Origin of the sequence: Rhodococcus sp. TAF43 (assembly GCF_052113525.1) — a bacterium.
Lineage (GTDB): Bacteria > Actinomycetota > Actinomycetes > Mycobacteriales > Mycobacteriaceae > Prescottella.
Genome location: NZ_JBFRDL010000041.1, coordinates 16,225 through 31,938 on the forward strand (window position 1 = coordinate 16,225; position 15,714 = coordinate 31,938).

8 protein-coding genes are annotated in these 15,714 nt (G+C 67.8%); all 8 read left to right on the forward strand.

Going from position 1 to position 15,714, the window contains the following annotated elements; all coding sequences use genetic code 11:
- Positions 1–86: 86 nt before the first annotated feature.
- The 8 genes from AB4Z09_RS21220 to AB4Z09_RS21255 all read left to right on the forward strand — a co-directional run bounded on the left by AB4Z09_RS21220 (position 87) and on the right by AB4Z09_RS21255 (position 15,601).
- Positions 87–2,408: an Ig-like domain-containing protein gene (locus AB4Z09_RS21220; protein WP_442240607.1), complete on the forward strand. Its 2,322-nt coding sequence runs from the start codon at positions 87–89 to the stop codon at positions 2,406–2,408.
- Positions 2,409–2,434: 26 nt separating this feature from the next.
- Positions 2,435–4,510 (forward strand): Ig-like domain-containing protein, encoded by a 2,076-nt coding sequence (locus AB4Z09_RS21225; RefSeq protein WP_442240608.1) that lies wholly within the window; start codon positions 2,435–2,437, stop codon positions 4,508–4,510.
- Positions 4,511–4,760: 250 nt separating this feature from the next.
- A complete protein-coding gene (locus tag AB4Z09_RS21230) occupies positions 4,761–6,008 on the forward strand; it encodes an Ig-like domain-containing protein (RefSeq protein WP_442240609.1) in 1,248 nt (415 codons plus the stop codon).
- 435 nt (positions 6,009–6,443) lie between these two features.
- A complete protein-coding gene (locus tag AB4Z09_RS21235; protein WP_442240610.1) occupies positions 6,444–7,859 on the forward strand; it encodes an Ig-like domain-containing protein in 1,416 nt (471 codons plus the stop codon).
- Between the two features lie 107 nt (positions 7,860–7,966).
- Entirely contained in the window at positions 7,967–10,282 is a 2,316-nt protein-coding gene (locus tag AB4Z09_RS21240; protein WP_442240611.1) for an Ig-like domain-containing protein, read from the forward strand.
- 119 nt (positions 10,283–10,401) lie between these two features.
- Entirely contained in the window at positions 10,402–11,160 is a 759-nt protein-coding gene (locus AB4Z09_RS21245; protein ID WP_174907468.1) for a lysophospholipid acyltransferase family protein, read from the forward strand.
- 91 nt (positions 11,161–11,251) lie between these two features.
- Positions 11,252–12,076, forward strand: coding sequence for an HAD family hydrolase (locus tag AB4Z09_RS21250; protein WP_114724131.1), 825 nt, complete (start codon positions 11,252–11,254; stop codon positions 12,074–12,076).
- Positions 12,077–12,322: 246 nt separating this feature from the next.
- Positions 12,323–15,601 (forward strand): protein kinase domain-containing protein, encoded by a 3,279-nt coding sequence (locus AB4Z09_RS21255; RefSeq protein WP_442240612.1) that lies wholly within the window; start codon positions 12,323–12,325, stop codon positions 15,599–15,601.
- Positions 15,602–15,714 lie beyond the last annotated feature (113 nt).

Below are 15,714 nucleotides of genomic sequence, written 5' to 3' on the forward strand. Positions count from 1 at the left end.
ACACGCGTTCCAGTGGGAGGGTTTATCCTTCCGGCTCGGGAGCTCTGCAGCCGCGGCGCCCTTCGACTGTTTGTTCAGGGAGTTTGATGAGTTCCTCGTTTCGGAGGCGCTGCGCTGTCGCGTTCGCCGGGTCCGTGGTGCTGTCCGGGCCGTTACTGATCGTCCAACCGGCTTCGGCCGCAACGTCGACGGTCGAGTTCACCACCACATGCCGGGCCACGGCGACGATGAACGTGACCAAGACTCCCGCCGCCTCGGTGACGGTGACGAGTTCCGCGAGCGTCGCGCCGGGTGAGACGTTCACCTTCCGCATGCAGACGAACGCGCAGTCGTTCCCCGACTCCGATTCGGGTGCGTCGACGACGAACCTGTCGCGCCTCAAGAACGATTTCGAGATCCCCACCAACGCGACGTTCGTCAGCGCGTCGATCGTGGGGAACTCCGCGGTCAACATCTCGGGCGTCGCACCGAGCGTCATCCGGGTCAACGACAGCGGAACCGTCGACCCGAACGGCACGATTCTTCGGATCTCCGGCAACAACGAGGTCATCGGAAACGGCGCCTCCAACAGCACCAACAGCGAGGGCGGCATTCTGGCCCCCAAGCTGAAGAAGAACATCAACGGCACGCCCAATGGCAACGGCGACTCCTGGTTCCAGATGCCGGCGATCGACGTCACGATGGTCGCCGGGCAGCCCGGTGTCATCCAGCCGAAGATCCGCACGAGTGGTGACGCGGGCAGCTACAACAACGACAAGAACTTCAGTACTCAGCTTGCGAAGGCGTCGTTCTTGGGTGTGCAGTGGGCGCCGACGCGCTGTAGCCCGCGCAACGGGGAATCCAGCGGCCTCAACGCGGGCGCGGGTCCGCTCGCGACAATCCGGGTCACCGTGCCCGACGCGGCCACCACGACGGCGCTGACCGTGCCCAGCACCGCCGCGACCGGTTCCGCCGTCCAGCTGACTGCCGCGGTCTCGCCCGCGGACGCGTCGGGAACCGTGCAGTTCAAGGACAACGGCAACGCCATCGGCGCGGCGGTCCCCGTCGCCAACGGTTCGGCTGCTCTGTCGTACGCGTTCGGCTCGCTCGGTGCGCACAGCATCACCGCCGAGTTCTCGGGCGCATCCGGCTTCGCGTCGTCGACTTCGGAGGCTCGAACCGTGACGGTCACGCCGCCCGTAGCCGCCACCACGACGGTGGTCACGGTGCCGCCGAACGCAACCACCGGCCTCGCCGTCGATCTCGTGGCCGCGGTGACGCCGTCCACCGCGTCGGGCACCGTGCAGTTCACGGACAACGGCAACGCCATCGGCGCGCCGGTCCAGGTGGCCGGTGGGATCGCGACGCTGTCGCACACCTTCACCACGACGGGTGCGCACGGCCTCAGCGCCAGCTTCTCGGGCGGCACCGGATTCGCGCCCTCGATGTCGGGCAACCGGACGGTGACGGTGTCCGAGCCGATGCCGGACGCGGTCGCGACCACCACCGTCGTCACGGCACCCTCGACGGCCGAGGTCGGCGCAGAGGTGACGATCTCGGCGACGGTGTCCCCGGCACCTCTCGACGGCACCGTGCAATTCCGTGACGGTGCAACCGATCTCGGTTCCCCCGTGCTCGTGTCGGACGGCGTTGCGACGCTCGCCCACACGTTCGCGCGTGGCGGGTCGCATCCGATCACCGCGGTCTACAGCGGTGGTGTGGGCTCCCTCGGCTCCAGCGCCTCGCCGGTGAACGTGGCCGTGACGGCGTCGAACATCGGTACGGTGACGCTGCTCAACGCTCCCGGTGAGGCCAAGACGGGCGCGCCGATCGAGCTGTGGGCCACGGTCTTCGAGCTGCCCGAGGGCACCGAGGTGTCGAACGGCGGCACGGTGCAGTTCCGTGACGGCGCGACGAATCTCGGTTCTCCGGTGCCGGTCGTGGGCGGAACTGCCAAGCTGGTGCACACATTCGACACCGCCGGCACGCATGCGGTCTCGGCCGTCTACAGCGGCGCGGGAGCCTACGGCACCTCCACCACCGACACTCAGGACATCAACGTCACTGCGGCAGCCGTGAGCGACCTGGCGACGGCTGTCGAGCTGGGGATTCCGGCGTCCGGCACGGCCGGGAGCCCGGTTACTCTCACCGCGCGCGTGATCGCGCCGCGGACCCCGCACGGCACCGTGCAGTTCTTCGATGGCGACAAGCCCCTCGGTGTGGCCGTGGACCTGGTGGACGGGCGCGCGACGCTCGCGCACACGTTCACCGGGACCGGTGCCCACTCGATCACCGCGAAGTACAGCGGCGCGGAGGGATTCATCGCCGCCACGTCGACTTCCGGAACTCTGGCGGTCACCGAAGCCGGCGGCACCACCGGCGGTGGCACCGCCACCGGCAGCATCGACATCCCGGCCTTCGGCTCGTGAGCRGAAACGAAACGATGCGCGAGCGAATGACGAAAACGACGACGTGGCACGAGGAACGGGAGATGGGCATGTCGAGTAGGACCAAGCGGAGGCTGGTGGCCGCCGCGGGTGTGGCCGCGCTGTCGGCGGGGCTCACCGTCGTTCTCGGCGCGGGTACGGCCGGTGCCGCGTCGGACTCGGTGACCTGGAACGACGGCAGCACCAAGTTCACTCGGTCGGTGAGCAACACGACGCCGAACGAGGGTGACGTGATCACCGTTTCGACGAAGTTCGAACGGACGGCGATTCCCGGCGAGTACATCTATGCCGTCAAGGATCTTCATCCGACGTGCCTGACGTATGTCGACGGGTCGGCGAAGGTGAACGGTTCGGTGCGTGGGTTGGAGAGCCAGGGCGCCGACTTCGCACGGGTCCAGGGGTCGTCCGTGGAATGGCCCGTGGGCGCGTTGATCAACGGTAAGCCGCACACGTTCGAGTTCTCGTATCGCGTCGGTGCGGACTGTGCGCGTGGGGTGGCGTTGACGTCGGCGATGCATTACAGCGGTTCGTTGGGTTCGGGGGAGTACGACAACAAGGCTCCGTCGATCACGGTCGTGAAGAACACCACCACCACGGCGCTGGCCGCGGTGCCGGGTGCGCAGGTCGGGAAGTCGGTGACGCTCAGCGCGACGGTGACCGGTGGCGCGGAGGGCAACCCGGTCGACTTCTACGACGGCGGGGCAAAGGTCGGTTCGGGCCAGTTGAACGCGTCGGGTGTGGCCACCTTCGCGTGGTCGCCGTCGACGGCCGGAGCGCGGTCGGTGCAGGCCAAGTTCGCCGGCACGCCGTTCGCGAACGGATCCGAGTCGGGCGTGCAGTCGGTGTCCGTCGCCGAGGCCGACGTTCCGACCACCACGACCGTGACGGTGCCACCGAGCGCCCTCACCGGCACCGCCGTGAACCTCACCGCCAAGGTCGAGCCCGGGGTCGCCTCCGGCACGGTGCAGTTCAAGGACGGCGACACGAACATCGGTGCACCGGTTCCGGTCACCGCCGGCACAGCTCAGGTGTCTCACACATTCGCCTCGGCGGGCACGCATCCGATCATGGCGGCCTTCACCGGCGTCGGTTTCGTTTCGTCCGCCTCTGAGCCGCAGCTGGTTTCGGTCACCGATCCGGATCTGAAGACCACGACGACGGTCACCGCGCCGTCGGCCGCTCAGGCCGGTGCCGCGGCGACGCTGTCGGCGTCGGTCAGCCCGAAGCCGACCGGCGGAACCGTGCAGTTCAAGGACGGCGCCACCGCCATCGGCGGCCCTATCGCCGTCGTCGACGGCGCTGCGACGCTCGACCACGCCTTCACGTCCGTCGGCAGTCACCGCATCACCGCGACGTATTCGGGTGCAGCGGGATTCGAGCCGTCGACGTCGCCGCCGCAGTCCGTCTCGGTGACCGATCCCGTCGTGGCGCCGCGTGGGACGGTGACGTTGCTCAGTGTGCCCGGCGAGGCCAAGTCGGGCGTCGTCACCGATCTCTGGGCGACGGTCCGGACGTCGGCCGGTGTCGCCGTCGACGGTGGCACGGTCCAGTTCCGCGACGGCGGGGCCGATCTGGGCGCCCCGATCGTGGTGACCGACGGTGTGGTGCGGCTGCCGCACACGTTCAGTGGCGTTGGTGCACATGCGATCTCCGCGGTGTTCTCCGGAGTTTCATCGCTCGACGGGTCGACGGCCGTCACCCGAATGGTGAACGTGACGGCACCGGCGCCGACCGATGCCGACACCGCGACGGCATTGACAGTTCCGGCCGGCGCGGCCAGTGGCAGCACCGTCCGGTTGTGGGCCTCGGTGGTGTCGTCGGGCCCCGTCGATGGGACCGTCCAGTTCTTCGACGGTGACACGCCGATCGGGGAGGCCGTCGAACTGGTCGACGGCGTCGCCACGCGGGACCACGCGTTCACCACGTCCGGTGCCCACCGGATCACCGCGGTCTACTCCGGTGCGGCAGGCCTGAAGGGTTCGTCGTCGGATGTGCGCGTCGTCGAGATCACCTCGACCGAAACGGCACCCGGCGGCACCACCGGCACGGGCAGCCTCGCGGGCCTGCCGAGCTTCGGGTCGTAAGCATCCGTCAGGAGGGCGGCGGCGAGATCCGCCGTCCTCCTCGGGCGGGTGTAACGAAAACTCGCTGATATTGGACGTTTGTTCTATAAAGATCGAGACGGGCTCCGAGTGCCATTGCGGCACATCGAGCACGGTCGAACGTTGGAGTCGGGCCGGCGGTCGACGAATCATTTGCACATGCGTTCGTATGCGCTGCGTGGAGTCGGTGTCCCCACCGACGCGCGGGGTGGACGCTCTGGAAGGAGTCGGAATGGCCCGATCGGTGATGCGGAGAACCGTGTCGAAGATGCTCGTCGGGGCGATGGCGGTCGCCACGCTCGGAGTCGGACAGGCGGTCCTCGGCGGCGGTGTCGCTGCGGCCGATCCGGTGTCGCAGACGGTGACGACGGACAACATCAAGGCGACCAAGACGATCGACAAGCCCAACGCCTTCCCGGGGGACACGGTGGTCTCCACGGTGACGTTCCAAACGACCAACATCATCGACCGGTATCTGCAGAACTTCACGGACCACCCGCCGCAGAACTACGTCCTGCAGGGCGTCACCGCCAACGTGTGGCGCGGCGACTCGGTGAGCGGCGGATGGAACAAGTCGGGGCAGTTCGACGGCAGCGCGACTCAGGATTCGGTCACGGGGTTGGTGCGGCTGGACTGGAAGGGACCTGGCAACTGCGTCGCTGCATGGTGCCGTCTGGGGCTCCTAAACAAGGGCGCGACCCTGACATTCACCTACAAGGTGGCGGCGGACGCTCAGCCAGGCCCGCGAACTACGGGTATGGAGTTCGACATCTACTCGTTCAACAACACGCAGCGGTGGGCCCCCCTCAACCAGCTGAACCTGTCGGTGCAGCAGCCGGTCACGAACACGACCACCGCGGTGACGGTTCCGCCGACGGCCGACAAGGGTGCACCGGTGACCCTGTCGGCGACCGTGACGCCGTCGAACGCGTCCGGCACGGTGCAGTTCAAGGACGGCAACACGAACATCGGCGGGTCCGTGCCGGTGGCCGGGGGCATCGCAAGCATGTCGCACACGTTCACGACCGACGGATCCCATGCGATCTCTGCGGAGTTCTCGGGCAGCGCCGGATTCTCCAACTCGAGTGCGGCAGGGCGTCTCGTCCRGGTGTCCACGCCGGACCCGAGTGCCAAGGAATCGGCGACGCTCATGACCGCTCCCGATAATGCGACCGCCGGCACCTCGGTGCGTCTCAGCGCGCAGGTCTCGAGCACGGCGCCGCTCACCGGTACGGTCCAGTTCTACGACGGCGGTAACCCGATCGGACCCCGTATCCCTGTCGGCAACGGTGTCGTCGGCATCGATCACATCTTCAGCACGACCGGCCCGCACCAGATCAGCGCGTCCTTCACCGGCGGACCCGGTGTGAGGGGCTCTTCGTCCACCTCGCAGACCGTCCAGGTCGCTGACGCGCCCATCTCGCCCGGCACCGGAAGCCTCGGAAGCCTCGGTGGGGGAAGCTCGACGTTCGGCTCCTGATCCGATGCTCGATTCGAGGCCCCCTGCGCATGCGCAGGGGGCCTCGAATCTTTCGCGGTAACGGTTTCCACACGGATCTGGACGTTTGTTCGATACAGTGGGGCGCGTTTCACTCGACGTTTGTGGTCGAGAAGAACGAGCCAGGTGTGTGGAGTCGGGCCGACACCTGGGCGGAAGAACACGTGGTCCCGGTGATTCAAGGATCCGGAACCACGGTGACCGTGCTCTGAGGGGAGTCGGAGAATGGCCCGATCGACGACGCGATTCACTTCGTCGACCGCGGGAACAGCGGCGGAGTGCCGCGCGGCCCGCGTGTTCGGATCGTCATACCGATACGCCCTCTGACTGGCACAACCATGTCCACCACGCGAGTCGCCCCAGTCGTCCGCAACGTGGGTTCGATGTTCATCGAGGTTCGTTGTCGAGAGGAAATGCATGTCTGACAAGAACACCCGTCGTGTACTCGCCGGCCTGAGTGCCTTCGCAGTCGCCGCCGGATTCGCGATCACTGCCGGTGTCGGTGCGGCGAGTGCGGCACCGGGATCCATTACGTGGGACGACGGCAGCAGCCGGTTCACGCGGACGGTGAGCAATACGACGCCGAACGAGGGTGACATCGTGACGGTGTCGACGAAGTTCGAGCGCACGGGTGGTGTGGTCGAGTGGTTGCAGGCGGTGAAGGATCTGCATCCGACCTGTTTCACGTATGTCAGTGGAAATACTTCCGGTCCGGAGGTGGCTGCGGATTATGTGCGGGTGGCGGGGAACTGGCCGGTGTATCCGAACATCAGCCCGCAGTCACAGACTTTCGAGTTCAACTATCGGGTGGGCACGGATTGTGCTCGGGAGACCCCGTTGATGACGACGATGCACTACAGCGGCAGCCTGGGTAGCGGCACATATTCGAACAAGGGCCCGACGATCACGGTGAACAAGAACACCACGTCGACGACGCTCGCGCAGGTTCCCGGCGCCCAGGTCGGGTTGGTAACCACTCTGGCCGCGACGGTGACCGGTGGCGCGCAGGGCGACGCCGTCGACTTCTTCGACGGCGGTGCCAAGATCGGCACCGGAACCCTCGACGCGAACGGCACCGCCACCTACGCGTGGACGCCCGGGGCGCGTGGCACGCACAACCTCAAGGCGAAGTTCCTCGGTACCGCGAGGGCCACCGCTTCCGAGTCGGCCGTGCAGGGCGTCGAGGTCATCCAGGCGGACCTCCCGTCGAGCACGGCGATCGCCGCCGTCTCGGGCGCCCAGGTCGGCAAGGCGTCGACGCTCAAGGCCACCGTCAACCCGGCCGCCGCCGGCGGAACCGTCAAGTTCACGGACGGCGGACAGCTCCTCGCCGAGGTCGCTGTGAACGGTGCTGGTGAGGCCACCTACGCGTGGACGCCGACGACCGACGGCAGCCACACGATCAAGGCGGAGTTCTCCGGCCGGAACGGAGTCACAGGCTCCAACTCCAGCGCGACCGTGACTGTCGCCGCTAAGCCGGTGAACAACACCGAGTCCGGCACCGTCGTCTCGGCCGGCAACGGTCAGGTCGGTGTGGCACAGACCATCTCGGCGCAGGTCACCGGGAGTGCCGGCGGCACCGTGACCTTCAAGGACGGCAACACCGTCATCGGAACGGCCACGGTCGACGGCAGCGGCCGCGCATCGGTCACCTGGACCCCGGCGACCCAGGGGCAGCGCGTCATCCGGGCCGAGTACTCGGGTGCCGGCACCGTGAATGCCTCGTCCGATGACCTGTCGATCACCGTCGCGCCGGCAGGCACCGGCGGCGATGGTGGCGGCACCGGCAGTGCCGGTTCGCTCGGCACGATGTTCGGTTCGCTCGGCGGATAGTCGCCTCGAGTTTCGATTTCCCTCCGGCCCAGGACCTCGGTCCCGGGCCGGAGGTTCCACTTCTCACTCCATGGCGGTCGGCGAAGTCCGTCGTCGAGAGGAAACCTATGTCTGACAGAAGGACTCGCCGACGGATGGCCGTGGCGGTGGGGGCTGCTGCTGCGGTGGCTGCGGGGTTTGCGGTCACTGCCGGTGCCGGCGCGGCGAGCGCTGCACCGGGTTCGGTGACATGGCAGGACGGTGACAGCAAGTTCACGCGGACGATCAGTGATGTGAACCCGAAAGAGGGTGACATCGTCACGTCGAAGACCACGTTCCAGCGGACTGCTGGTGTGGTGGAGTACATCTACGCCGTCAAGGATCTGCATCCGACGTGTCTGACGTATGTCGAGGGTTCGGCGAAGGTTGATGGTTCTCCGCGGGGTCTCGAGAGCAAGGGCGCTGACTTCGCGCGCATCGAGGGGTCTTCGATCGAGTGGCCGGTGCGGGCGCTGGTGAATCCGAATACTCGTACGTTCGAGTTCTCGTATCGGGTGGGTGCGGATTGTGCGCGTGAGACGCCGTTGATGACGACGATGCATTATGGCGGTTCGTTGGGTTCGGGGACGTATGCGGACAAGGGGCCGACGGTCGCGGTCGCGAAGAACGCGACGTCGACGTCGTTGGCTGCGGTGTCGGGTGTGCAGGTGGGGCAGTCGGTGACGCTCAGTGCCACGGTGTCCGGTGCGGTGGCGGGTGATTCGGTCGATTTCTATGACGGTGCGACGAAGGTCGGGACCGGTGTGTTGAATGCGTCGGGTGGGGCGACGTTCGCGTGGATGCCGTCGTCGGCGGGTGCGCATTCGTTGCAGGCGAAGTTTGCGGGGACGGCGAAGGCGAAGGCGTCGGAGTCGGCGCCGCAGTCGGTTTCGGTGTCGGTGGCGACGTCGATGACGGTGTCGGCTCCGGCGTCGGCGTTGACGGGTTCTGCGGTGACGCTCACGGCGACGGTGACGCCGTCGAATGCTCAGGGTTCGGTGCAGTTCAGGGATGGGTCGACGAATATCGGTGTGCCGGTGGTGGTGTCGAATGGTACGGCGACGTTGCAGCACACGTTCGACACGGCCGGCAACCACAGCATCGCGGCGGACTTCATCGCCGGAACCGGGTTCGTGAATTCGTCGGCACCCGCGCAGGCGGTGTCGGTGAGCGTCCCGGATGCGGCGACCGCCACCACGCTCACCGTCCCGTCCACGGCGGACACCGGTGCCCAGGTGACGCTGTCGGCGGACGTCGCCCCGAATCCCGGTGGCGGCACTGTGCAGTTCAAGGACAACGGCGCGGACATCGGTGCGCCGGTTGCGGTGTCGAACGGTAAGGCCGACCTGCCGTACACCTTCTCGGAGGCGGGTCAGCACAGCATCACGGCCGTCTTCTCCGGCGCTCCCGGATTCGTCGGATCGACGTCGCAGGCACAGTCGGTGGCGGTCAGCGTGCCGAACGTCGCGACCACCACGACCCTGACCGGCCCGGCCACCGCCGAGACGGGGCAGCAGGTGACCCTGACCGCGAACCTCGATCCGGCGAACGCCTCGGGTTCGGTGCAGTTCAAGGACGGCAACGTCAACATCGGTAACGCAGTGGCGGTCTCGAACGGCAAGGCCACCACACAGACGCCGTTCACGACGGCCGGTCAGCACAGCATCACCGCGGTCTTCACCGGCAACACGGGCTTCAAGAACTCGACGTCGGCGGTTCGGGTCGTGACGGTGAGCACCGCGCTGGTACAGACGTCGCTGGAGCTGTCGGTGCCGTCCGCGGCGCAGACGGGCACGTCGGTGACCCTGACCGCCACCACGACCCCGGCCGACGCGTCGGGCACCGTGCAGTTCACCGAGAACGGCGTCGCCATCGGCGGCCCCGTCACCGTGGCGAACGGTGTCGCGAAGCTCGAGCACGCCTTCACCGCGGCCGGTGACCGCACCGTCGGCGCGACGTTCACGGGTGCATCCGGTTTCACCAACTCGAACGGAGCCTCGCAGACGGTCCAGGTGTCGGTGCCGACCCCGGACGACACGGTCACCACGACCACTGTGACGGTCCCGGCGACGGCCACGGTCGGCAGCCCCGTGACGTTGTCGGCCACCGTGGCAGGCGGCACGAATCTGCCCGGCACGGTCCAGTTCTACGACGGCGACCTCCCGATCGGTGACCACGTCTCCCTCGTCGACGGTGTCGCGAATCTGGAACACACCTTCACCACCGACGGCGCGCACCGCATCACCGCGCGCTACTCGGGCGGACAGGGGGTCAAGGCGTCGGCCTCCGCCGAGCAGTCGGTTCAGGTCACCGCGGCGGACAACGGCGGCACCGGTAGTGCCGGTTCGCTCGGCACCATCTTCGGGTCGCTCGGCGGCGCCGGACGCTCGGGATTCGGGTCCTGAGGGTCCTGATCTCCTGAGCTGCTGAACACGGTCCCCCGCCCTCACCGGAGGCGGGGGACCGTGTCGTCTGTGGGAACGGATGTGTCCGTGGCCACCACCCGACGACTACGCTGCTCGGTGTGGAACCCTTCTACCGAACGATCATCGGCGTTGCTCGTGTCGTATTCGCAGGCCAGGGACTGAAGTTCACCGTGACCGGCGAGGAGCACGTTCCCGAGCGCGGTGGGGCGGTGGTCGCCATCAACCACACCGGGTACATGGACTTCACCTACGCCGGCCTGCCCGCCCGCGCCGTGAAGCGGTACATCCGGTTCATGGCGAAGAACGACGTCTTCGTCAACAAGATCTCCGGCCCGCTGATGCGGGCGATGAAGCACATCCCCGTCGATCGGTCCGCCGGCTCCGACTCATACCGCGCGGCGGTACAGGCCCTGCGTGACGGTGAACTGGTGGGTGTCTTCCCCGAGGCGACGATCAGCCGCAGCTTCGAACTCAAGGACTTCAAGTCCGGCGCCGCCCGGATGGCGCTCGAATCGGGCACCCCGGTGATCCCGATGGTGATCTGGGGTTCGCAGCGCGTGTGGACCAAGGGGTTCCCCAAGCGTCTCGGACGAACGAACACCCCCATCTCCATCGCGGTCGGCGAACCGATCGCGCCGTTCGAACCCGCGTCCGAGATGACGGCGCTGCTGCACACCCGCATGGAGGAGTTGCTCCGCGGGGTGCAGGCGAACTACGACCATCCGGCGGGCGAGTACTGGGTTCCCGCGCGGCTCGGCGGCGGGGCACCGACGCTCGAGGAAGCCAACAAGATGGACGCCGACGAGGCCGAGGCCAAGGCGGCCGCACGCCGCAACAAGGAGACCGGGGCAAGCTAGCGGCCGGGGCCCGTCCACGCGGGTGGTGAGATTGCGCTCACCGATCGCAACCCAGGGGCGGGAAGTCGCCCGAACGGGGCAGAATGGCCCGGTGCACCCCGAACTCCCCAGCCTGGTCGCCAGTGATGTCGACGGCACCCTGATCAACGACGACGAACGCGTCACCGCCCGCACCCGGGCGGCGGTGCAGGCGGTGGTCGAGTCCGGCACGCCGTTCGTCCTCGCGACGGGCCGCCCGCCGCGCTGGCTCGGCCCGGTGGTCGACGGTCTGGGCTTCGCGCCGCTCTCGGTGTGCGCGAACGGCGCGGTGCTCTACGACGCGGAAGCCGACCGGGTCATCTCCGCCGCGACGCTGTCGCTCGAGACCCTCGCGTGGCTGGCGGACCTGGTGGAGTGGGAGCTACCGGGCGCCGGCCTGGCGGCCGAACGGATCGGTGCCTCCGCGCACGACACCGCGACCGCACAGTTCGTGAGCGCCCCCGGTTACGAGCACGCCTGGCTCAATCCCGGCCACACGGAGATGGCGCCCGAGGACCTGCTGTCCGCGCCCGCGGTCAAGATGCTGATCCGTGTTCCCGGCGCGAGCAGCGCCGACATGGCGGCGAAGCTGCGCCCACTGGTGGGGGAGCGGGCCGACCTGACGTATTCGACCAACAACGGTCTGATCGAGGTGTCGGCGCCGGGCGTGACCAAGGCGTCCGGGCTGCAGCTGATGGCGCAGCGCCTCGAGGTGCCCGAGTCGGGCATCGTCGCGTTCGGGGACATGCCCAACGACATCCCGATGCTGGCGATGGCCGGTCACGGTGTCGCCGTGGACAACGCGCACCCGGAGGCGAAGGCGGCCGCAGACGAGGTCACCGCCACCAACTCCGACGACGGCGTGGCCCGGGTCCTCGAACGCATCTGGGCGGACTGAACCGAGAACAACCCCTGCCCCCACCACGTAGTTCGGCTGTGGGGCATTCCGGTCCTGTGTGAACCATGTTGTGGTGCAACGACTGTGCCGAGTCCGGTGTCGGCCGGAGGCGATCCGCCCGGTGGAACCACGAACCTGTGAAACGAATCGGTCGTCGGAAACGAAACGGTCGGCACCGGATTCGGGAAGACGAGGTCGGCCTGCGTCGGGCTACCCTGGTTTGGCAGTTGAATCGCAGGTGACTTCATGGTCGAGAACGATCCCTTCAGAACACAGCGGAACGTGGAGTCGGCCCCCGCCGCGGAGTTGAGCGCGGTTGGGTTCGACGGTGCTGTCGAGATCGGGCGGGGTGGGTTCGGGATCGTCTACCGCTGCACCCAGGTAGGTCTCGACCGGACGGTCGCGGTGAAGATGTTCGCGGCCGAACCGGACGCGGAGAATCTGCCGCGATTCCTGCGCGAGCAACGCGCGATGGGGCAGCTCACCGGACACCCGCACATCGTGGGGATACTGCAGGTCGGCCAGACGGAATCGGGGCGACCGTTCCTGGTGATGCAGTACCACCAGCAGGGATCCCTGGACGCCCGGATTCGCAAAAGCGGCCCCCTCCCGGTGCAGGAGGTGCTGCGGCTCGGGGTGAACTTGGCCGGGGCGCTCGAGGCAGCGCACCGGCTCGGCATCGTGCACCGCGACATCAAGCCGGCGAACATCCTGTTCACCGACTACGGTGAGCCGGCCTTGGCCGACTTCGGTCTCGCCCACATCTCGGGCGGCTTCCAGACTGCCACCGGCATCGTCGCCGGCTCGCCCGCCTTCACCGCCCCCGAGGTGCTCGGCGGCCAACCCCCCACGCCTGCCGCCGACGTGTACGGGCTCGGCGCGACCCTGTTCTGCGCGCTCACCGGCCATGCCGCGTTCGAGCGCTACGACGGTGAGCGACTGGTCGCACAGTTCTTGCGTATCACCACCCAACCCGTACCGGACCTGCGCGAGAGTGGGATCGACGCCGACGTCAGTGCGGCCATCGAGGCGGCGATGGCGCGAGACCCCCTCCAGCGCCCCACCCCGGAGGCGTTGGGCGAGCAGCTCGGCCGACTCGAGCGTGGCGACGGCCCGTCCGTCGCGGACACTGCGCCAGAGGCCGACCCGGTTTTCGAACGGCAGACCGCACCGTCGGCCGGCACCGACATCGCGGCGGGAGATGCGCGGAAGAACCGGGCACGCCGGGGAAATCTCCCGACGGAACTGACGAGTTTCGTCGGGCGCCGCACCGAACTGTCGCAGGTGCGAGATTCCCTGTCGGCAGCTCGTCTGGTGACGCTGACCGGCATCGGCGGGGTCGGCAAGACCCGGCTCGCGCTGCGGGCTGCCGCGGCCGCACAGCGGGCAGTTCCCGACGGCGTGTGGCTGGTCGAACTCGGCGAGCTGCGCGACCCCGCGCTGGTGATCGAGCAGATCGCCACCTCCTTGGGAGTACGCGACCAGTCGGCCAGACCTGTGCGTGAGGTTCTCGTCGATGTCCTGGCCCCGCGCACCACGCTCCTGGTGCTCGACAACTGCGAGCAGGTGATCGCGGCCGTCGCCGACGTGGCACAGACACTGCTGACGAGATGCCCGAAGCTGCGCATCCTCGCCACCAGCCGAGAAGCACTCGGCATCGGCGGCGAATCGGTGATCAGGGTGTCCCCGTTGACGACTCCCGAACCGGACGACACTCTCTCCCGGCGGAACGTGTCCCGCTTCGACGCCATGACGCTGTTCGCCGAACGCGCCTCCACCGCCGTACCGGGCTTCGAACTCGCCGACGAGAACAGGGGCGTCGTCGCCGCGATCTGTGCTCGCCTGGACGGGCTGCCGTTGGCGATCGAGCTTGCGGCGCCGCGGATTCGGACGCTCTCGCCCGAGCAGATCCTGCAGCGGCTGACCGACCGGTACACCTTGCTGACCCGTGGCAGCCGGAGCGCCCCGACCAGGCAGCAGACGCTGCGCGGGGCCATCGGCTGGAGCTACGACCTGTGCACCTCCGCCGAACAACAGCTGTGGGGTCGGCTGTCGGTGTTTGCCGGCAGCGTCGACCTCGGTGCGGCCGAGTACGTGTGCGGCGGCGACGGGGCGCCGGACAATCCCCTCGACACGATGACCGCGTTGGTGGACAAGTCGATCCTGATCTGCGAGGGATCGAACGGCGAGGTCCGCTTCCGGATGCTCGACACGATCCGTGACTACGGTCGGGACGCGATCACGCACGCCGACCGGTACCAGGATCTGCGCCGCAGGCACCGCGAGTGGTACCAGCGGCTGACGCTGGCCGCCGAAGCCGAGTGGATCGGTCCCCGTCAGCTCGACTGGATCACCCGGCTGGAGCGGGAACTGCCGAACCTGCGCGAAGCCCTCGAGTTCGGCCTCTCCGAGCGCGACGGCAGCGCACTCCAGATCGCTGCGGCCCTCTACGAATTCTGGCGCTCCCGGGGACTGGTCAGCGAGGGCCGACGCTGGCTCGATCGCACCTTGGCCCAGCCCCGCCGCGACTCGACCGTCGAACGCGCCAAGGCGATCTTCGCCGCGTCCGAGTTCGCTGCGATCCAGGGTGACCTGGCAGCGGCCGACACCTGGGTCGCGGAAGCTCATGCCCTCGAGGTGCCGGGAGCCGGAGTCGACCCCCTGACGCACGCCTTCGTCGCCGCCGCCGAGGGGTTCGTCGCTGTCGCCGGCGGGGATCTGAACCGCGCACGGGAGTGCCTCGAAGAGGCCACCGAGGTACCCGAAGTACCGGACGACCTCCCGCCACGGATCTATGCGCTCCTGCTGCTCGGATGGGTTTACCAAATGAGCGGTCAGACCGCTCGAGCTCTTGCCAATCACGAGAAGGTGCTGGCCATCACGGAATCTCACGGCGAGTCGGTGTACAGGTCGTACGCGCTGGCGGCCATGGGAATCGCCCTATGGCGGCACGGAGACAGCGATTACGCGCTACAACAACTCGAAAAGGCACTCCTGTTTACTCGACCGGTGGACAATCTGATTACGACATCGACGTGTCTGCAGGCACTGGCGTGGATTACCGCCGAGCGCAACGACTCTCGGCGGGCCGCTGTCATGATGGGAGCCGCCGCCGAACTGCGGCATACCGTGGGCAGCCCGCCAATTCTGTTTCCCAGTCTGCTCCCCTACGAGGAACAGTCCGAGCGGAAAGCCCGTCGCGCACTCGGTGCGCGAGCGTTCGAAACCGCCTACCGCGAGGGTCGCTCGTTGGACTTGGAGGCCGCGATCGCCTTCGCCCTCGGCGAGCGCTCCGACGACAGGACCGCCGCCGCCCGTGCCCCGACCGACCTGACCAAGCGCGAACAGCAGGTCGCCGAGCTGGTCGCCGAGGGCCTGACGAACAAGGCGATCGCGGCCCGACTCGTACTTTCGCAACGAACGGTGGACGGGCACGTCGAGCATGTCCTGACGAAACTGGGGTTCACTTCGCGGGCGCAGATCGCGGCTTGGGTCGTCGAACAGGAACATGCGTCGGGTATGTGAGAGCAAACCGGATCGTCGAACACGAAGTGCTTGCCACGACCTCGGTCGTGGCAAGCACTTCGTGTTCGGTTCGCGTGTCGCGACAACGCCTGGAATCCGCCGACTGTGTGGAA

Excerpts from the sequence above, each read along its gene's own strand:
- AB4Z09_RS21220 (WP_442240607.1), top strand. The coding sequence starts at position 87 with ATGAGTTCCTCGTTTCGGAGGCGCTGCGCTGTCGCGTTCGCCGGGTCC.
- AB4Z09_RS21225 (WP_442240608.1), top strand. The coding sequence starts at position 2,435 with ATGACGAAAACGACGACGTGGCACGAGGAACGGGAGATGGGCATGTCG.
- AB4Z09_RS21235 (WP_442240610.1), top strand. The coding sequence starts at position 6,444 with ATGTCTGACAAGAACACCCGTCGTGTACTCGCCGGCCTGAGTGCCTTC.
- AB4Z09_RS21240 (WP_442240611.1), top strand. The coding sequence starts at position 7,967 with ATGTCTGACAGAAGGACTCGCCGACGGATGGCCGTGGCGGTGGGGGCT.
- AB4Z09_RS21255 (WP_442240612.1), top strand. The coding sequence starts at position 12,323 with ATGGTCGAGAACGATCCCTTCAGAACACAGCGGAACGTGGAGTCGGCC.